Below are 19,136 nucleotides of genomic sequence, written 5' to 3' on the forward strand. Positions count from 1 at the left end.
CGGGATGCAATGGCTGCTGGATATCTTACGACCCACATTCTGGACACCGCGCGCGGCCTGCCTGCGGATGGGATCACCATTGCGCTTTATCGCGTGTCAGGGAATTCACACAAAAAGATCGCCGAAGCGGTGACCAACGCCGACGGCCGAACCGATACGCCAATCTTGCCCGTTGGCAAGATGAAGGCCGGCCAATACGAGCTGATCTTTTTCTGTGGCCCGTATTTGGATGCCCATGACTTGAACGACGACGCCGTCAAATTCCTTGACCAAATCCCGATCCGGTTCGGCATCACCGACGAAGAGGCACACTACCACGTGCCGCTTTTGTTGTCGCCGTTTGGGTATTCGACCTACCGGGGCAGCTAAACGCGCTCGATCAGCGTAATGTGCGACGTGCCGAACTTGCGCTGATCAACGGGCACAAACCCTTCTGGCGCGTCCATGGCGGCCTCTTCTTCCCACACCACCAGCGCGCCGGGTGTCATCCAGTGGCGCGCGACGCTTAGCGCGCGTTGGCCTAGACCTTTGCCATAGGGCGGGTCCAAGAACACCAGATCAAAGGGCGCACCGGGCCATGCGCCCAGCTTGGTTGCATCGCTGCGCAAGACTTTGGCCTGATCACGCGCACCCAGTTTGACGATATTGTCGTTGATCAGCTTTTGGCCCACGCGCCCGTTTTCGACGAACACAGCCGCCGCCGCACCGCGCGACAACGCCTCAAAACCCAGCGCGCCCGTGCCTGCAAACAAATCCAGCACCTGAGCATCTTGAATGACCCCACGGCTGGTGAGCATTGAAAACAGCGCCTCGCGCAAACGGTCCGGCGTGGGCCGCAGATGTGCGCCGGGGTCGCCTTTGCCGACTGATACCAGTGGCGTGCCGCGCCAGCGTCCCGAGATGATCCTCACTTGAGCAACGCCTTAAGGTCGCTTGAGGCATCCGCAACCAATGCTGGATCGGCCGTCTTGCCTGCCTCGATCAATCGTTTGCCGATCATATAGCCGCGCGGATCGTTGGCCGCATCAACAGCCAAAAGAGTATCGCCTTTGTAATACCAAAACGACTTGGCCGTACCGCCATCACGAGTGATCACGCGGTCATAGCCCGTGTTCAGACCTGCAATCTGCAATTTTACATCATACTGATCTGACCAGAACCACGGGCGGGCCACATAGTCGCCCCCGGTACCCATGATATTTTGGGCAACGCATTCTGCCTGATCAATGGCGTTGGGTACTGATTCAAGGCGAATACGCCCGCCGCGATACGGAAAGGACGCGCAATCGCCCGCTGCCCAGACGTTAGGCACCGACGTGCGCCCCTGCGCATCCGTCGCGATCCCATTGTCGAGCACAACGCCCGCTGCTTCGGCCAAGGCCGACCCCGGCGCGATACCCACGCCAACGATCACAAAATCCACATCCAACCGCGTGCCGTCCGACAAAATCGCGCCGTCCACAGCGCTTTCACCTGTCAGGCGATCCAATCCCACACCTTCGCGGATATCGACACCATGCGAGCCATGCAAAGCGCGGAAAAAATCGCTGGTCTCGGGTGCCGCAACGCGTTGCAAAATGCGATCCGCCATCTCGACCAACACGACCTCAAGGCCCAGCTTTGCAGCGACCGCTGCGGCCTCAAGTCCGATGTAACCGCCACCGACAATCAACACCCGCGCGCCTTTGACAAAGCGGGGTGACATCGCGTCGACATCGCCAAGGTCTCGCACCACAAATACACCGTCCAGCGCACCACCAATGCCCGCAGGCAGGCGGTTTGGGACCGACCCTGTCGCCAGCACTAAATCGCTATAGCGCAACACATCATCACCGGCCGTCACGGTTTGGGCGGCGGTATCAATTGCACTGACCTCAACCCCCAGCCGCAAATCAATGTCATGCTCGGCGTAAAACGATTCAGGGCGCAAATAGAGACGTTCAAGCGACATATCACCCATCAAATACGCCTTGGACAATGGCGGGCGCTGATAGGGCGGCGCGGTCTCTGCTCCGATCAAGGTGACCTTGCCTTCAAACCCGCCATTGCGCAGTTTGGCAACGCAAGACGACCCCGCCTGCCCGGCCCCGATCACAATAACATGGTCCATGTGGTTCACCTTTTTTCTCGCCCTTTGCCGTCCCGCAACCTATATCGCACATCAAGATGTTAGCAATTCCAAGAAAGGCCTAACCGATGGCAATTTCCCAAGGCGACACAATCCCCGACGCAACGCTGTCCTTTATGGGCGACGAAGGCCCCGCAACGCTCCAGCTCAGCGAAAAGACAAAGGGACGCAAAGTCGTGATTTTTGCCCTGCCTGGCGCGTTCACTGGCACATGCACCACGGCCCATGTGCCAAGCTTCATCCGCACCAAAGATCAATTTACAGGCAAGGGCGTCGATGAAATCATTTGCCTTTCCGTCAATGACCCGTTCGTGATGGGCGCATGGGGCGATTCAACGGGCGCAACAGCCGTCGGCATCACCATGCTTGGCGATCCAGAGGCTGCGTTCACCAAAGCCATGGGCCGCGAATTTAGTGCCCCGCCTGCCGGTTTGGTCGATCGTTCCAAACGCTATGCGATGGTGGTCGACGACGGCAAAATCACGCTGCTTCAAGAAGATGAAAGCCCGGGCGTCTGCGACGTATCCGCGGGCGAAGGCATGCTGAGCGCGATGTAACTGCGCCAGACAAGGAATGTAACAAAAGGCCTCCCTTCGGGGAGGCCTTTTTCATTTGGGTCAGTGGAAGCGCTGCAAACTCTAGCCCGCTAGGTTGTCCATTTTGCGGGCCAGCTTGGCGTCTAAGGTGCTTAGTCCACCCACATCATGGGTCGTTAAAGTCACCTCTACAGTCTTGTATACATTCGACCATTCCGGGTGATGATCCCATTTTTCAGCCCAGATCGCGACACGCGTCATCCAGCCAAACGCCTCGACAAAGTTGGCGAATACAAACGTTTTGTGGATCGCGGCCTTGTCGTCTGTGATCTTCCATCTGTTCTTCAAAAGCGGTGCCAGCAGAGTGTCACGCGTCTCTTCGCTCAATCGTTCGCTCATTCCTGCTCCTCAATCTTGACCTGTTTGAACGGCCCATATTCCGTCAGTATGTCAATTTCTTCCTCGATCGCCTCGCGTTCAGCGACAAGATAGTTGGCAATCGCATCCGCGAAACCTTCGTCCGCCACCCAATGCAATGAATGCGTCTGCGTCGGCAGATATCCACGCGCCAGCTTGTGTTCGCCCTGCGCACCGGCCTCGACCCGGGCCAACCCATTGGCGATGGCAATGTCGATGGCTTGATAATAGCACAGCTCAAAATGCAGAAACGGATGGTGTTCGACGCAGCCCCAATACCGCCCATACAAAGTCTGCGCACCGATAAAGTTCAGCGCGCCGGCAACGTACCGCCCATCGCGCTCGGCCAAAACAAGCGCCATGTCATCGCGCAGCGTCTCTTGGGCTATCGTGAAAAATTGCCGCGTCAGATAGGGCGTGCCCCATTTGCGAGCCCCGGTATCCTGATAAAACTCCCAAAACGCATCCCAGTGTTCCGGTTGCAGGTAGTTACCCGAATAGGTGTTGATCGTCCCATCAAAATTCTGCGCCTGCGCCCGTTCTTTGCGGATGTTTTTACGTTTGCGGCTGCTGAGCGTCGCCAAGAAGCCGTCGAAATCTGCATAATTGTCGTTCAGCCAATGAAACTGTTGCGACGTGCGCCCCATCAGGCCCAATTCCACCCCGGCGTCGCGTTCTTCTTCGGTGCAGAAAGTGACGTGCAGCGAACTTAACTCATTACGTGCGGCCAGTTGCACGGCCCCTTGGAGCAAAGCAGACGTGCCCGTTTCAACAAAATCCGGATGCGCCAAAAAGCGTCGCCCAGTGGCGGGGGTGTGCGGCACTGCAATCTGCAGCTTGGGATAATAGCGCTGGCCAGACCGTTCATAGGCATGCGCCCAATTATGATCAAAGATGTATTCGCCTTGGCTGTGACCCTTGGCATACATCGGTGCAACCGCGATGGTTTGCCCGGCCATGATGGCTTGCAAATATTGTGGTTGCCATCCTGTGCCCGGCCCAACCGAACCGCTGTCTTCCAAGGCCTTCAGAAACCGATGTGTGGTGAACGGATCATTGGGGCGTGCGCCGCCCTCTGCCTCGGGGCAGGCGCAGGCATCCCACGTCGCCGCATCAATGGCATCGAGGCTGGGCAGGACGCGGATTTCGATCTCTTGCTCGGACACGTCGCGTTCCTTGATGGTTCATACCATAATGTGGGTCTTGTGCCCGTGGCTTCAACCGGGATGCGCTGCGAGATAACCTTCAAAGGTCACATTTTCGGCAATGCCGCGCGCCACAACTTCGGCCTCTGGGGATTTGACCGTCCAGCACAAAACATTGGCCCCTGCCGCCTTAAGCGCCGCTACGCGCGGGCGTGCCAAGTCAGCAACCTCGTGACTGATGAAACTTGCACCCACCCTGTCAAAGTCGGGCACGTCACGCAGGCGAGCACACGTTTCCTTCGGCAAAGGCCACACAGCCGGGTCATAAGAGCTGGTCACCAACCCACGGGGGATGTCGGGGCAAAGTTCCGCCATGCGCGCGATCGCATTTGGATTGAATGACATGACGGCAGCAGGCCCGATGTACCCTTCAAGTGCAGCGGCCGTTGCGGCCTCAAGCGGGCCGATATTGGGGCCCATGGCGCCGTCTTGGTCTTTGATCTCGATCAAAAGCGGCACTTGGCCTGCGACGAGTTTCAGAATTTCGGGCAAGTCCGGAATGCCTTCGTCACCGCCCAGAAGCGGCATTTGCGACAGGCCCACAGCCGAAACACTACGCACGGGCCCTGCCCCATTGGCCAGTCGATCCAGCGCATAGTCGTGAAACACAACGGCGTTGTTATCAGCCGTCAACTGCACATCGATTTCAATACCATAGCCCGCCGCAATCGCAGCGCGGATCGCAGCGCGGCTGTTTTCCGGGCGACCATCCGCCACGTCATGCAATGCACGATGCGCCACAGGCGCGCCCAGAAAGGCAGGATCAAGCCGGGGTGTCATTTGATTTGAAAGATGCCTTCGATCTCGACCGCAACGCCAAGCGGAAGAGACGCCGCAGACACCGCCGAGCGGCTGTGGCGGCCTGCGTCTCCCAATGCTTCGACCAGAAAATCAGACGCACCGTTGATGACTTTGGGTTGGTCAGTGAAATCTGCGGTGCTGTTTACAAACCCGGTCAATTTCACAACGCGCACGAGGCGTTCAATGTCCCCGCCACAGGCAGCTTTTACTTGCGCCAGCAAGCTAATGGCACATGTTTTGGCCGCAGCCGCACCGGCATCTACGTCCATGTTTTCGCCTAACTTGCCCGTGATAAACCCATCCGGCCCATTCGAGATTTGACCCGAAATATAGACGATGTCACCAATTTGCACAAAAGGCACATAGTTGGCGGCAGGCGCAGGGGCGTCAGGTAAAGAAACGCCAAGGTCAGCAAGGCGGGCGGCGATCGACATAAGAGTGTCCTTTCGAAGACAAAGTTCGACGCGACGCTAAACCGAGCGTCGCGCAGGGAAAAGGGCCAAGTTTAGGATTCGCGGAAAGCACGGTTGAAATAGTCGGCCATTGGCTTGACCAAATAGGCCAAAGGCGACCGGTCGGCGGTCCGAATGAACGCCTCGACTGGCATGCCGGGAATCAGCGCCTGACCTTCGGCCAACTTTTCCACTTCCCCTGTGTTCAGAACAATTTCGGCGCGGTAATAGCTTGCCCCGATAGATTCGTCTTCAAACGCGTCGGCAGAAACCAGCAAGACTTGGCCCACCAATTCAGGCGTGGTGCGTTGATCCAATGCCGAAAATCGCAAGTTTACGTTTTGGCCCGTGATGATTTGGTCGATGTGAATTGGGTCAATGCGCGCCGCAATCACAAGTGGACGATCCTGTGGGATAATGAACAACACAGGGTCCGCCCCCCGCACCACCGACCGCATCGTTTGCACACGCATATTGTAAACGATACCCGAAACCGGCGCGCGGATTTCCATGCGTTCGATATCAGCCAGCAGGGCAAAACGCTGTTCGATCAATTCCAATTCACGCGTGCGCAGGTCGCGCAGTTGGGTAATCGCATCTTCCCGCGCGGTGGATCCCAAACGCAGCACTTCCATTTCGACTTCGGTTATGCGCTGTTCGGATTGCGCCTTGGAAGCTGCAAGTTCGCCCAATTGCCCGTCCAAAGACGCGGACTGGCGTTGTAACGCTAAGACGCCCGAAGCTTGGGTTAGGCCCCGATCAAGCAGGCTTTGTTGGGCGGTGAGTTCTTGTTCGATCAGCTCGAGCTGGCGCGCAAGCGAGGTTTCCTGAGCCGTGATTCCAACGATCTGGTTGCGCGTCTGATCTGCGCGTTGCCCAAGTTGATCCGTCTGGCTGTCTACAGAATCCTGGCGAGCAAAGAACAAGTTGCGTTGTCCTTCGACCAACTCGTGCACTTCTGCACGTGCCTTGGCGATCTCAAGCAATTCGGCATCAAAAGCGATCGTGTCCGTACCATCCCTTTCAGCGGTCAGCCGCGCGCGGCGGGCCATAAATTCGTAAAGTTGCCCTTCGACAATAGCGAGGCTGGATTCAAGCTGTTTGATATCCAATTGGATCAGCAAATCGCCAGCTTGGACGCTGTCACCTTCTTTGACGTTGATCTTGGAAACGACACCGCCGGTGGGGTGTTGCACGATCTGGCGGTTTTGGTCGACCTCGATACGACCCGGCGCGATGATGGCGCCTGCGATTTCGGTCATGGTGGCCCATGCCGCAAAACCCCCAAGCAGACCGACAAGACCCAGAAGCCCAATGAAAACAGGCACTTTCGCAGACCAGCGTTTGTCGCTCATGTCACTCCTCCGGCACCTTGAGGTGCGCGTTTGATGTCTTGATGGTTCTTGACCATGGATTTCATCACTTCTTCTTTGGGCCCAAAAGCCGTGCGCACGCCGCCGTCAATCACCAGCAACAGATCACATTCTTGAATCGCCGCAGGTCGGTGCGCCATGATGATGACAGATCGCCCGTCAACCTTTGCCCCACGGATCGCGTTGTTCAGCGCCTGCGTGCCCTCATTGTCGAGGTTTGAATTCGGCTCGTCCAGCACCAAGATTACCGGATCATCATAAAGCGCGCGCGCCAGTCCGATACGTTGGACTTGGCCACCAGAAAGCCGTTGCTGACCGGAATGAATGCGCGTGTCATAACCTTCGGGCAATTCAAGGATCATCTTATGCGCGTCCGCTTTTTGCGCTGCGGCCACAACTTTGTTGTCATCTGGCTGCAACGACAAACGCGCGATATTTTCCGCAATCGTACCGTCAAACAGCTGTACCCGCTGAGGAAGGTAGCCAATGTGCTGGCCCAAAACGTCCGGTGAATATTGATCCAGCGCTGCGGCATCCAATCGGATGGACCCACCAGCCGGACGCCACACCCCCGTCAGACACCGCGCCAGCGTCGACTTACCAGCGCCCGACGGCCCAATGACGCCCATCGCATGCCCGGGCGGCAGTTCAAAATTGAGATTTTTTAAGGCCGCCGATTTTTCGCCGGGTGCCACGACCGTTAGCGCCTTAGAAACAAGACGCGCTTTGGGTTTCGGCAAAGTAGTTCGGGCAGTTTCGGCGGGAACTGTGCCCAACAGTTCCGACAACGCGTCCCATCCTTTGGTCGCGCGCTGCACGACGGGCCATTGCGTCAACATCAATTCGATCGGCGCAAGCGCGCGGCCCAAAAGGATCGACCCCGCAATCATAGCGCCCGGCGTCATGTTGCCCTGAAGCACCAGATATGCCCCAAGACCCAACATCGCACTTTGCAAAAACAACCGCAGCGTTTTGGTCAGCGAGGTGAACCCCCCACCGACGTCAGTGGCTTTGATCTGCTCTTCGAGCGCTTTTCCGCGGGCTTGTTGCCAGCGATCAAAGGCAGCGCCACGCATGCCCATGGCTTGCACCATCTCGGCCTCGATGCGCAGTTGATCAGACATCGCACCGGCAACCTGACCGGCTTGTCCGGCACGCAGTTGCGGTTTGCGCGACAACAACTGATTGGCCAGCGCGATCACAATCAAAACGGCCCCACCACCGACAGCTAACCAACCCAGCATGGGATGAAACAGGAAGATCGCAGCGATAAAAATTGGCGTCCAAGGCAGATCAAAAAACGCCATCAACACAGGTGAGGTCAGCAGCCGTTGAATCGCTTCTAGATCTGCGAGCCCCGATTGCGTCCGAACATCCGGTGCCACAGCGGATTTGCGGACCACTGCATCAAACACGCGGCGGTCCAAGTCCGCCTGAAAGCGCGCCCCGACACGGGCCATTATGCGCCCACGCGTGTAATCAAGAATGCCCATCACTGCATAAAGAAACACAACCAAAAGCGACAACGCGATCAGAGTCTCTTCGCTTTTGGAACCAAGCACACGGTCATAGACCTGCAACATGTACATAGGCCCAGTGAGCATCAGCATATTGGCGAACAAGCTGAATAAACCAACAGTCCAGTACAAAGCCCGGCTTTTGGAACGTGTGGCCTGCAATTCGGCGCGTCCCATTTTGGTCAAGTCGTTTTGCATAAGCACCTTTTCGCTTGTTCGTCAGAGTAATATGTATTTATCGCAGCTATCGTTTAAATCTTCTGTCACGCAACTGCCACAGGCCTTCAATTCCATATCATGTACACTGGGCATTTGGCACAGAAACACTAAATACACGACTCAATTACCAACCGGAGAACTCCTTTGTCACTCTATGCTCGCCTGCAGCGTGCTGCATCTCTGTTTTTAATGGCTGCTTCTCTTGCGGCCTGTGCGGGCACAAATGGATCTGGAGTTTCTCCTGATGGGATCAATGATCCTCTTGAGACACAGAACCGAAAAATTCATGAATTCAACAAAAACTTAGACCGCAAATTGGTGCGCCCCCTCGCGCATGACTATGCGAATGCGGTTCCTGATGGCGTCGAAGAAAGCGTCAGCAACTTTACGACAAACCTTGGGCAACCTGCGGTGATGGTCAATAGCCTCCTGCAAGGCGACCTGAAAGGTGTTGGCGTATCGGCACTGCGGTTTACCGTGAATTCAACGGTCGGAGTACTGGGTTTGTTTGACGCGGCCACCGACATGACAGTGGTGCAACATGACACCGATTTTGGTGAAACGCTGTTCGTCTGGGGTGTGGGCGAAGGCGCGTATCATGAATTGCCGGTTCTGGGGCCATCCACAGCGCGCCGTACAACAGGACGGATCGTTGATTTGTTCACAAACCCACTGTCCTACGTTTTGGACAGCCCCGAAGAATATTTCGGCACAGTTGCATCCGTTGGCTCAGGCCTCAGCGCGCGGGCGAAGTTCTCTGAAACGGTGGACTCTGTCTTGTATGAAAGTGCCGACAGCTATGCGCAAGCGCGCCTCATCTATCTGCAAAATCGCCGATTCACGTTAGGCGACGAAGCCGCCGACGCCGAAATCGACCCGTTTGAACTCGACACAGAAGGTTTCTGAAATGGAACGACGTAACTTTATCGCCCTCTCAGGTGCGGCAGCTTTGCTGCCCGCACTGCCTGCTTTTGCATTGACCCAAGGCAGCGCCAAAAAGCTAATCGACGAATTGGTTGGCCAAATCAATACAGTCATCGCGTCTGGTAAAAGCGAAAAGCAGATGTTCAGTGACTTTGAACGCATATTTGCGCGGTATAGCGACACCTCCTATATTGCGGCCTATGCGATGGGCGCGGATGGGCGTCGCGCCTCAGCCACGCAAAAGCGGGCGTTCTCGGACGCCTTTCAAGGCTATGTATCCCGCAAATACGGCAGCCGTTTCCGCGAATTCATCGGCGGACGGCTTGAGGTCAAAGGCGTCAAACAGGTCAAAAACTGGTACGAAGTCGAAGCCACAGCCTTTTTGCGCGGCGAAGCGCCATTCACCGTCACCTTCCAAGTGTCGGATCGGTCCGGCCGCGATCTGTTCTTCAACATGTTTATCGAAGGCATCAATCTGTTGCTAACAGAGCGGACAGAAGTTGGCGCGTTGATCGACCGGAATGGCGGCAGCATCGACGGCATGATCAAAGATCTGAAGACCGCAAGCTAAGTTGATCTAACCAACCTTTGGGCATAGGGGCGCAACTTATCGGTCGCGCCCACCGCCTAAGACTTCGCGCACCAACATCTCAATAAGACCTTCGGTCGTCCGCGGCACTTCGCGTTGCTGCGGCTGTGGTTGCGGTGCGGGCGCTTGTTGTTGCGGCGCGGGCGCTGGTGCGGGCTCAGGCGCTGCGACCACGATGGGTGCAATCATCGGCAGGGGTTTAACAGGCACACCTTCGTGAACGCGCACCATAGTCTCGCGCCAAATCTCTGCTGGCAATCCGCCACCCGTAACCCCAGATAATGGCGTGTTGTCGTCATAGCCCATCCAGACGCCGGCCACATAATCCGCCGTAAAGCCGATAAACCAAGCATCACGCGCTGCCTGAGTTGTGCCCGTCTTGCCGGCGATCTCGCGTCCGCCAAATTGTGCGCGCCCCCCGGTACCCTCACTAACGACCTTTTCCATCATCCAGATCAGCTCACCCGCCGCTTTGTCATTGATCACCCGCTCCCTGATGCCGCCGCCAGTGCCCATAAGTGGTTCTTGGTCACCCTTCAGACGCAAATCAACAAGACCATAGGGCGTCACAGATGACCCCCCGTTCAGGATGCCTGCATAAGCGCCCGTCATATCCAACAGTGTGCTTTCAGACGCACCAAGCGCCAGTGCCGGACCGTCCGCCATATCGCCGTCGATGCCGAAATCCGTAGCCACACGACGCACCAAATCCCTGCCGACACTTTCGGATACCTTCACCGCAGGGATGTTTAAGGAATCCTTAAGCGCCTCAACAAGCGTCACGCGCCCTTTGTAATTATTGGTATAGTTGCGCGGCGACCATGGGCCGGAACCGGGTATATCAAGCGTCAAAGGCGCGTCATCAACTGTATCCAGCGGTGAATAGCCTAGTTCCAATGCAGCAGCGTAAACAAACGGTTTGAAAGCCGACCCAGTCTGTCGTTCGGCCTGAATCGCGCGGTTGAACACGCCTGACACCCGGCTTTCACGCCCGCCAACCATGGCACGCACAGCGCCATCCGCGCTCATTACAACAATCGCGGCTTGCGCTTTGGATCCTTCGCGCACTTTGGTTTTGAACACCTCGTCCAGCGCTTCTTCGGCGGCACGTTGTAGGCGTTGATCCAGCGTCGTGCGAATAATGACGTCTTCGGTGGTGTTGCGCGTAAAGAATTCAGGACCGGTGGACATCACCCAATCGGCGAAATACCCGCCCGCCTTACGCCGCGCCGCGGTCGAAAGGGTCGCAGGGTTTTGCTGCCATTGCGCAACTTCGGCCGACGACAGGTAATCTTGTTCGCCCATCAAACGCAGAACTGTGGCGGCGCGCGATTGCGACCGTTCCAGATCAGACGTTGGGGCCAATCGAGACGGCGCTGTCAAAAGGCCGGCGATCATCGCACCTTCTGCGGGGGACACGGCCGACGCTGACTTGCCGAAATAACGTTGTGCAGCGGCCTCGGCCCCATATGCCCCGCCGCCCATATAGGCGCGGTTCAGATAGATCGACAGGATTTCGTTCTTGGAATACTTTGCTTCCATCGCCATGGCATAGACAGCTTCTTTAGCTTTGCGTTGCAAAGAGCCGCGGCGGCAATCCGCGACATATGCGGCTTCGTTCTTCCATTCAGATGCCACATATTCATCACCCAGACACAACAGCTTGGCCGTTTGCTGCGTGATGGTGGACCCACCGTGACCCGACAACGGGCCGCGCCCTTCGTTCAGGTTGATACGCACAGCCGATGCGATGCCGCGCGGGCTAAGGCCAAAGTGGCGGAAAAACCGTTTATCTTCGGTCGCAACCACCGCGTTTTTCAGTGCGGGCGAAACCGTTTCGGCCCTAACCGCGCCACCAAACTGATCGCCGCGCCATGCATAAACGGTGTCTTCGCGGTCCATCAGTGTAACAGAGCCACGCGCCCGCCCGTCCAGCAACGCCGTCACATCAGGCAGCGTCGTCCAGTAATATCCGACAATCAAAGCAAGCCCGACACACGCCACTGCGGTCACCCGCCATGTGATGATCCAGATAAGCCGCAGAATCCAACGAAACAGACGCACAAAAATGTTGCGGCTTGGCGCTTTGCGCGGACTAGCTTTGCGCTTTGTTGCCTTGGTTTTTTTCGATGTCGGTTTTTTAGGCACAGCTTTGGTACGCTGCGACGCGTACCGACGCTCCGCCACCAAAGGCTTTCTGCCTTTTCTTGAATCACTCATGTTTTGACCCCTGCCCGGCCTTATGTTTGGGTCACCATACCGCGTTTGAGTGCATTTGACACGCCCTCAGATGAGGCAGATGGGATTCTTGTTTGCCTGCTTTTTAATCAAAGTAATGCATTTGCGCATTTTTTATGCACATCGCCTTTTTCAGCACGTTGAATCCCCCTTCGAAATCTTTGCTCCGGCCACGCAATACCGTTTTTTGCAAACGGTATTGCAGAGAAATCTGCCGAGAGAAGGGGAAAAGTGGTGAAACTCATCATAGCAACAATCAAGCCGTTTAAACTGGAAGAGGTCCGCGAAGCGCTGACCGAAGCCGGTGTGCGCGGCATGATGGTCACAGAAATTAAGGGCTTTGGCTCGCAATCCGGGCACACAGAAATCTATCGCGGCGCAGAATACGCTGTGAATTTCGTGCCCAAGGTCAAAATCGAAATCGTGGTTGCCGAAAGCATGGCCGACCAGATCGTACAGACCATCACGACAACCGCTCAGACGGGCAAGATTGGCGATGGCAAAATCTTTGTCCTCGACGTCGAACAGGCCGTGCGTGTGCGCACCGGCGAAACCAACGAAGACGCGATCTAAGCGGCTCTGCAAAGGGAATAACGGACAATGAAACTTAATAAACTTCTTCTTGTTGGCGCGGCGCTTACCGCAATGCCGACACTGGCGCTGGCACAAGATGCCGCCCCGGGCTTTGACGAGATCGGCCCATATATCATGACAACCCTGCTGTTCCTCATGGCAGGTTTTCTGGTGTTCTGGATGGCTGCGGGCTTTGCCATGCTCGAAGCTGGCCTTGTACGTTCCAAGAACGTGGCAATGCAATTGACCAAGAACGTCGCGCTGTTTTCGCTGGCCGCGATCATGTACTGGCTGATCGGCTTTAACCTGATGTACCCCGGCGATAGCTGGAGCATTGCAGGCTGGTTGGGCCCGTTCTTCTCAGTCACGTCGCTTGAGCCTGTTGGTTTGGGTGCTGCCGATGCTGCGCTGGATTACGCCTCTGTTGGATCCGACTTCTTCTTCCAATTGATGTTTGTTGCAGCCACAGCATCCATCGTTTCGGGCACCTTGGCCGAGCGCATCAAATTGTGGCCCTTCCTTATCTTTGTCGCAATCCTGACCGGTGTTATGTACCCGATTTCTGGGTCATGGCAGTGGGGCGGCGGTTGGTTGTCCGAAGTGGGCTTCTCTGACTTCGCCGGTTCCACAATCGTGCACTCTGTTGGTGGTTGGGCTGCTTTGGCTGGTGCCATCGTTCTGGGCCCACGTTTGGGTAAATACAAAGACGGCAAGACCGTTCCGATGCCCGGTTCCAACCTAGCGCTCGCCACTTTGGGTACGTTCATACTGTGGCTCGGTTGGTTCGGTTTTAACGGTGGTTCGCAGCTTGCTATGGGCACCGTTGGTGACATCACTGACGTATCGCGCATCTTTGCCAACACCAATATGGCCGCAGCTTCTGGTGCTCTGGTCGCGCTGGTCCTGACGCAAGTCATGTACAAGAAACCAGATCTTACCATGGTACTGAATGGCGCGCTGGCGGGTCTTGTGTCGATCACTGCTGAACCTCTTGCTCCTTCCTTGTTCGGCTCGTTGCTGATCGGTGGCGTAGGCGGTGTGATCGTAGTCTTTACAGTTCCTTTGCTCGACAAGCTCAAAATTGACGACGTGGTTGGTGCGATCCCTGTTCACTTGTGTGCCGGTATCTGGGGCACAATCGCCGTCGCCTTCAGCGGCAGCGCCACGCTTGGTGCACAGATCACAGGTATCGTTGCTTATGGCGCATTTACCTTCGTGGTCTCGCTGGTGCTGTGGTTCGTTCTGAAAGCAACCGTAGGCATCCGCGTCAGCGAAGAGGACGAGATCAACGGTCTGGACATGTCCGAGCTGGGCATGGAAGCCTATCCAGAATTCTCAAAGGGCTAAAGCCCGGGTCGAAAGACTTACAAACCAGAAAAAGGCCGGGCATCACGCCCGGCCTTTTTTATATGTGACATTTGATGAAAGCGATCTAGCGATAGGTAAGGTGTGCCTATTCGGCACACCATTGGTCAGACACCGGCGGCAATAATCGCCTCTGCGAGGATCGGCACTGTCTGTGCATTCAAGCCTGCGATATTCATGCGGCTGTCACCGACCATGTAAATGCCGTGTTCTTCCCGCATCTTCACAACCAGCTCTGGCGTCGTGCCAAGGCGCGAAAACATGCCCCTGTGTTCCGCCAAAAAGCCAAAGCGATCCGATCCGGCGCGTTGCTGCAATTCACGCGCCAATTGTTCGCGCAGACCCAGCATCGACAGGCGCACCTCTTCCAGCTCCGCCATCCAGTCAGCGCGCAAAGCATCATCGTTCAAGATCATCGTGACCAATCGCGCCCCGTGATCCGGCGGAAAGGAAAAGTTCTGACGGTTCAGAAAGGCCAACGTGCCTTGCGCCACGCCTTTGCCTGTTCCATTCGCGACCATCATCAGGATGCCAGTGCGTTCGCGGTAAATGCCAAAGTTCTTGGAGCAGCTCGCGGCGATCAAACATTCTGGCATTGCAGCGGCCACTGCCCGCGTGGCCGCTGCGTCGGCCTCAAGCCCGTCACCAAAGCCTTGATAGGCAATGTCGATCATCGGCACTGCGCCGGTTTCTTGCAGTACGGCAATCACATCTTGCCACTGCACCGCCGAGAGATTCGCGCCTGTGGGATTGTGGCAGCAGCCATGCAACAGAACTACATCACCCGCCCGTGCGGTTTTCAGATCAGCGATCATGCCGTCGAAATCCACACCGCGGGTTTCGTCATCAAAATAGCGGTACAGCACCGTTTCCATCCCCAGATAGTCAAGGATCGATAGATGGTTCGGCCATGTCGGGTTTGACACGAACACCCGCGCATCGGGGCGTGCCATCTTGATCAGCTCAAAAGCCTGACGCACAGCGCCAGTCCCGCCGGGCGTGGCTGCTGCCGCAATCTTATCGCGTGCGATTGTATCTCCCAGCACCAGCTTGATCATCGCATCCGAAAAACCCGGATCACCCGCAAGTCCAACATAGGATTTGGTAGTCTGATCCTGCCACAGCTGCTGCTCGGCTGCTTTGATTGCGCGCATCACGGGCGTGTTGCCAGTTGCGTCCTTGTAAACGCCGACGCCAAGATCGACCTTATCCGCACGCGGATCTTCACGGTACATCTGTACCAGTTTCAAAATAGCGTCTGGTTTTTGTGGGGTGAGATGTTCAAACATCATGCGTCTCCTGTTGCGACGGGAACGGTGGGGAACATGCCCCACTCGGCCCATGATCCGTCATAAAGTGACCAGCTGTCATTCCCGATGCGTTCCAACGCAAGGGCAAGTACAGCGGCCGTGATTCCAGACCCGCACGTCGTGATGATCGGCTTGTTCGGGTCGACACCTGCATTCTGAAATACAGTGCGCGCCGCGTCGGGTGATTTCATCGTTTTGTCATTGTTCAAAAGCGTGGTGAACGGCACAGAGCGCGCACCGGGGATATGACCCGCGCGCAGCCCTTCGCGGGGCTCAGGTGCCTCTCCCCGAAACCGCGCCGCGGCCCGAGCGTCCACGATCTGGGTACTGCCCAGCTTTGAAGCCTGAGAAACCTGCGTCACATCCCGCACCAGCTGGTTTTGGAAACGCACCGTCAAGTGTCGGTCCTTAACCACCGGGGGCATGTCTTCGACCGGGCGGCCTTCGGATTGCCATTTGGGAAAACCGCCGTCCAGCACTGCAATATCGCGGTGCCCCATCAGCCTGAACAACCACCACACGCGTGCAGCGCTCATTAGTCCGGCGCCATCATAAACTACGATTTGATGCCCATCGCCGACACCCATCTTGCGCATCCGGCTCATGAATTTTTCGGCGGAGGGCGCCATGTGAGGCAAGTCAGACCGCGCGTCGCTTATTTCGTCAATATCGAAGAACCGCGCGCCGGGGATGTGGGCCGCGTCATATTCCGTGCGCGGATGGCGACCTGCATCTGGCAAATACCATGACGCATCTAAAACCCTCAAATCAGGGTCTTTCAGGTGGGCGGCAAGCCAGTCTGTGGAAACCAAAGTTCTCGGATCATCTGGCATGCTTGTGGTCCCTCTGAACGGTAACAAAAAACGCCTTTGATTACCGCCAGAGAGGACGTCTTGGCAAGGGTCAGCTTATTTGTTCAAAGCCTTGCGAATAACACCGACAACCGCCAGCACAGCGCCGCCACCAATGCCTCCACCAGCGACTTGCGACAGGATACCAGCCAGATCAAGACCACCGCCGCCAGACGCGCCCAGCATTGACAATACTGTACCGCCGATGCCGCCGCCGACGATGCCGCTAAGCGAGTTGATTAGTAGCCCTTGATCGAGTTTCTTGACGACACCGCCCGCGACATTGCCGCCAACTGCGCCCGAAATCAGTCCGATGATAAGTTCCATTGCTTAACTTTCTGAAGGGGGAGACAAAGGTTGCGCCTGATCCGCGCCCCCAAGAAATGCGCACCGGCGTGCGCCTCTTAGCAGGTCGAGTTTGGCCACACCTAGGGGAAAGCCGCCTAAAATTTCCCACGTAGGGACGCCTAGGGGTTTAGCCTTGCTTCAACAGCCGTTGCTTTTGACGACCCCAATCGCGCTTGGCAGATGTGTCGCGCTTGTCGTGCAACTTTTTGCCTTTGGCGATGCCAATTTTGATCTTCGCCATACCCTTGTGGTTAAAGTACAAAACCAACGGCACAAGCGTCATGCCTTTGCGCTGTGTATCGTTCCACAAATTGCCGAGTTCTTTGCGGCTGACCAGCAATTTACGGCGACGGCGTTCTTCGTGTCCAAAGGTCTTAGCTTGTTTGTAGGGCGCAATGTAGGAATTCACCAACCACAACTCGCCATCTTCGACGGCAGCATAGCTTTCGGCGATATTTGCCCCGCCAACGCGCAAGGATTTCACTTCTGAGCCCTCAAGAATGATACCGCATTCGACATCATCCTCGATGGCATAATCAAACCGCGCACGCCGATTTTCGGCAGCGATCTTATAGTTGGGGTCTGATTTACCTTGTGCCATAGTGTCCGGATGTAGGCGGTGGGCCCCAAACGTGCAAGAGGGGCGTCCGGTTTCACCTTTTGGCAACGGCTTTATGCAAGTGTCTTAAGGGCAACGCGTAAGAAGGGTTGAAAAAATGCGAACATTGATGGGGCTTTTGGCAATGCTTGCCGTTGTCGGCTGTGTTGAATCGGTTCCAACCAACGGTACGGGGCGCATTTTAATGATGGGCGACAGTATGTTCGCTGTCTACGGCGGCTCGCGGCAGTCTGTATCAGACCGGCTTGAGCTGCGTATAAACGAACCCGTTGTGGACCGTTCTGTCGTGGGTGCGCAATTTCTGTACGCCCTGCCGATCTCGGGCAGCCTCGGGTTGCGAATTGGCAGTCAATATGTGTCACGCAAGTGGGATTGGGTTGTCGTGAACGGCGGGGGAAATGACCTTTGGCTCGCATGCGGGTGTCGGCGTTGCGATGGCCAACTAAATCGAATGGTATCCGAAACCGGCGATCAAGGGACTATCGTCGATGTGGTTAAAAAGGCACGTGCCGACGGGGCCAAAGTGCTTTTTGTTGGATATCTGCGCACACCGGGCGTGCCGTCGGCCATTGACCATTGCGCGGCCCATGGGAACGCGCTTGAGGCACGGTTGAAGCGCATGGCACAGCGTGACGCCGGCGTGACATACCTGTCGATTGCTGATCTGGTTCCAAACGGGGACCGCAGTTTTCACGATGCGGACCTGATACACCCGTCACCGAAAGGTAGCGATGCGATCGCCGCGCGGATTGCCAACGCAATCCGATAGCGGCATCGTTTCACGGCGGGCAATGCCGCCCGCCGGGTTAATCCCCTAGTTTTTTGTGAACTTCATCAAGGTCGATTTCTCCGATCGGCATCTTGTTTCCGGGGTTCTCAAAATCGTACTTGAAGACGTTAAAATCACGTTTGTAGATTTCGTACATCAGGTGCATCGACAGATCATCAAAGTAATCCTCGACCGGGTGAGCGCGCTTGGGACCATGCCCTTCGCTTTCGTTGAACCTAGGGATGTCAGAAATATTGACGGCATGCGGCGTTTCAATCGCCTTCATCACGTCATCCATGCCGTCATTGAACTTTTCAGTCCAAATGATTTTGTCATATCGCCCCCCGTTCACAATGAACGTAGACACGTGGCCAGACATCGCCGACCAGTGAATATCTGGATCCATGGGGCGGCGAAAGCGGATGGTGTCGCGGGTGAACAACAAGAAACGGCGGAACGATTTGATCTGATCAAATTCGTCCTTGCCGTCAGGTCCACCAACTTCGATGCCGTATTTCTGAACCAAAAGCGGGACAAGGTTGCCGCGATAACGTTTACCGTTTCGCTGAATGCCGCAGATTTTGTCAAAAAACGAGCTAAGGATACGGGTGTAAGGATTGCGCACGCAGGTGAACGCGTAGCTGTTGTGCGCCCTGACATTGTCGGTGATCGTCGGTTGGCTGTCTTCTAAGGCCCACTTGTGCATGCCGCCTTGAGCGTCGTGAATGTCCCCATCAAAAAACTCACCATGATCCGAATAGTACATAATCTGCCCGATCGTCGAACACGCACATTTCGGCACAACACGGTAAACCACACTTTCGCTTTGTGTCATCCAAGTCCCGGGAAAGCCCATACCATTCGCCTTTTTGTCGATGCCACATACTTATGTAGCCTTGCAT

General features: G+C 56.2%; 21 protein-coding genes. 7 read left to right on the top strand and 14 right to left on the bottom strand.

Annotated features, from left to right (window positions below):
• Window positions 1-9: 9 nt before the first annotated feature.
• Entirely contained in the window at window positions 10-369 is a 360-nt protein-coding gene (uraH, locus tag ABJF76_RS18200; protein ID WP_413819248.1) for a hydroxyisourate hydrolase, read from the top strand.
• On the opposite strand, the gene rsmD is transcribed toward uraH, so the two are convergent.
• Together rsmD and ABJF76_RS18210 are read right to left on the bottom strand one after the other, a co-directional pair.
• Window positions 366-911 (bottom strand): 16S rRNA (guanine(966)-N(2))-methyltransferase RsmD, encoded by a 546-nt coding sequence (gene rsmD / locus ABJF76_RS18205; protein WP_413819193.1) that lies wholly within the window; start codon window positions 909-911, stop codon window positions 366-368. The two genes, uraH and rsmD, sit on opposite strands and share 4 nt — an antisense overlap.
• The gene (locus tag ABJF76_RS18210) at window positions 908-2,110 is read right to left on the bottom strand and encodes an NAD(P)/FAD-dependent oxidoreductase (RefSeq protein WP_413819192.1); all 1,203 of its coding nucleotides are present in this window, start codon (window positions 2,108-2,110) and stop codon (window positions 908-910) included. The genes rsmD and ABJF76_RS18210 overlap by 4 nt, the downstream gene beginning before the upstream one ends.
• An 86-nt stretch (window positions 2,111-2,196) precedes the next feature.
• On the opposite strand from ABJF76_RS18210, the gene ABJF76_RS18215 reads away from it, so the two are divergent.
• Complete coding sequence (locus tag ABJF76_RS18215) at window positions 2,197-2,685, top strand: peroxiredoxin (RefSeq protein WP_413819191.1); 489 nt, start codon at window positions 2,197-2,199, stop codon at window positions 2,683-2,685.
• An 81-nt stretch (window positions 2,686-2,766) separates the two neighbouring features.
• On the opposite strand, the gene ABJF76_RS18220 is transcribed toward ABJF76_RS18215, so the two are convergent.
• From ABJF76_RS18220 to ABJF76_RS18245, 6 genes are all read right to left on the bottom strand, one after another.
• Window positions 2,767-3,063, bottom strand: a complete 297-nt coding sequence (locus tag ABJF76_RS18220) for a 4a-hydroxytetrahydrobiopterin dehydratase (RefSeq protein WP_413819190.1) — start codon at window positions 3,061-3,063, stop codon at window positions 2,767-2,769.
• Window positions 3,060-4,247, bottom strand: a complete 1,188-nt coding sequence (locus tag ABJF76_RS18225) for a GNAT family N-acetyltransferase (protein WP_413819189.1) — start codon at window positions 4,245-4,247, stop codon at window positions 3,060-3,062. The genes ABJF76_RS18220 and ABJF76_RS18225 overlap by 4 nt, the downstream gene beginning before the upstream one ends.
• A 51-nt stretch (window positions 4,248-4,298) precedes the next feature.
• The gene (locus ABJF76_RS18230; protein ID WP_413819188.1) at window positions 4,299-5,066 is read right to left on the bottom strand and encodes a glycerophosphodiester phosphodiesterase family protein; all 768 of its coding nucleotides are present in this window, start codon (window positions 5,064-5,066) and stop codon (window positions 4,299-4,301) included.
• A complete protein-coding gene (locus tag ABJF76_RS18235) occupies window positions 5,063-5,521 on the bottom strand; it encodes a RidA family protein (RefSeq protein ID WP_413819187.1) in 459 nt (152 codons plus the stop codon). Before ABJF76_RS18235 ends, ABJF76_RS18230 begins: the two co-directional genes overlap by 4 nt.
• 71 nt (window positions 5,522-5,592) lie before the next feature.
• Window positions 5,593-6,894: an HlyD family type I secretion periplasmic adaptor subunit gene (locus ABJF76_RS18240; RefSeq protein WP_413819186.1), complete on the bottom strand. Its 1,302-nt coding sequence runs from the start codon at window positions 6,892-6,894 to the stop codon at window positions 5,593-5,595.
• Entirely contained in the window at window positions 6,891-8,627 is a 1,737-nt protein-coding gene (locus tag ABJF76_RS18245) for a type I secretion system permease/ATPase (protein WP_413819185.1), read from the bottom strand. Before ABJF76_RS18245 ends, ABJF76_RS18240 begins: the two co-directional genes overlap by 4 nt.
• Before the next feature lie 210 nt (window positions 8,628-8,837).
• On the opposite strand from ABJF76_RS18245, the gene ABJF76_RS18250 reads away from it, so the two are divergent.
• On the top strand, window positions 8,838-9,554 hold the full coding sequence (locus tag ABJF76_RS18250) for a VacJ family lipoprotein (RefSeq protein WP_413819184.1): 717 nt from the start codon (window positions 8,838-8,840) through the stop codon (window positions 9,552-9,554).
• Window position 9,555: 1 nt separating this feature from the next.
• Window positions 9,556-10,143, top strand: a complete 588-nt coding sequence (locus ABJF76_RS18255) for a phospholipid-binding protein MlaC (protein ID WP_413819183.1) — start codon at window positions 9,556-9,558, stop codon at window positions 10,141-10,143.
• Between the two features lie 36 nt (window positions 10,144-10,179).
• Here the strand turns inward: ABJF76_RS18255 and ABJF76_RS18260 are convergent, their stop codons facing one another.
• Window positions 10,180-12,381 carry a transglycosylase domain-containing protein gene (locus tag ABJF76_RS18260; RefSeq protein WP_413819182.1) on the bottom strand — a complete coding sequence of 734 codons (2,202 nt, stop codon included), beginning with the start codon at window positions 12,379-12,381 and terminating at the stop codon, window positions 10,180-10,182.
• Window positions 12,382-12,633: 252 nt separating this feature from the next.
• Between ABJF76_RS18260 and ABJF76_RS18265 the strand changes: the two genes are divergently transcribed.
• Together ABJF76_RS18265 and ABJF76_RS18270 are read left to right on the top strand one after the other, a co-directional pair.
• On the top strand, window positions 12,634-12,972 hold the full coding sequence (locus ABJF76_RS18265; protein ID WP_413819181.1) for a P-II family nitrogen regulator: 339 nt from the start codon (window positions 12,634-12,636) through the stop codon (window positions 12,970-12,972).
• Window positions 12,973-12,999: 27 nt separating this feature from the next.
• Window positions 13,000-14,319 (top strand): ammonium transporter, encoded by a 1,320-nt coding sequence (locus ABJF76_RS18270; protein WP_413819180.1) that lies wholly within the window; start codon window positions 13,000-13,002, stop codon window positions 14,317-14,319.
• Window positions 14,320-14,444: 125 nt separating this feature from the next.
• On the opposite strand, the gene ABJF76_RS18275 is transcribed toward ABJF76_RS18270, so the two are convergent.
• From ABJF76_RS18275 to smpB, 4 genes are all read right to left on the bottom strand, one after another.
• Window positions 14,445-15,626, bottom strand: a complete 1,182-nt coding sequence (locus ABJF76_RS18275; protein WP_413819179.1) for an aromatic amino acid transaminase — start codon at window positions 15,624-15,626, stop codon at window positions 14,445-14,447.
• Window positions 15,626-16,480, bottom strand: a complete 855-nt coding sequence (gene sseA, locus ABJF76_RS18280; RefSeq protein ID WP_413819178.1) for a 3-mercaptopyruvate sulfurtransferase — start codon at window positions 16,478-16,480, stop codon at window positions 15,626-15,628. The genes ABJF76_RS18275 and sseA overlap by 1 nt, the downstream gene beginning before the upstream one ends.
• Before the next feature lie 75 nt (window positions 16,481-16,555).
• On the bottom strand, window positions 16,556-16,825 hold the full coding sequence (locus ABJF76_RS18285; protein ID WP_413819177.1) for a hypothetical protein: 270 nt from the start codon (window positions 16,823-16,825) through the stop codon (window positions 16,556-16,558).
• A 148-nt stretch (window positions 16,826-16,973) separates the two neighbouring features.
• Complete coding sequence (gene smpB / locus ABJF76_RS18290; protein WP_413819176.1) at window positions 16,974-17,447, bottom strand: SsrA-binding protein SmpB; 474 nt, start codon at window positions 17,445-17,447, stop codon at window positions 16,974-16,976.
• Window positions 17,448-17,562: 115 nt separating this feature from the next.
• On the opposite strand from smpB, the gene ABJF76_RS18295 reads away from it, so the two are divergent.
• Window positions 17,563-18,234 (top strand): SGNH/GDSL hydrolase family protein, encoded by a 672-nt coding sequence (locus ABJF76_RS18295; RefSeq protein ID WP_413819175.1) that lies wholly within the window; start codon window positions 17,563-17,565, stop codon window positions 18,232-18,234.
• Between the two features lie 37 nt (window positions 18,235-18,271).
• Here the strand turns inward: ABJF76_RS18295 and ABJF76_RS18300 are convergent, their stop codons facing one another.
• Complete coding sequence (locus ABJF76_RS18300) at window positions 18,272-19,090, bottom strand: sulfotransferase family protein (protein ID WP_413819174.1); 819 nt, start codon at window positions 19,088-19,090, stop codon at window positions 18,272-18,274.
• Between the last annotated feature and the right edge of the window lie 46 nt (window positions 19,091-19,136).

Source organism: Tateyamaria sp. (assembly GCF_039940735.1).
Taxonomy (GTDB): domain Bacteria; phylum Pseudomonadota; class Alphaproteobacteria; order Rhodobacterales; family Rhodobacteraceae; genus Tateyamaria.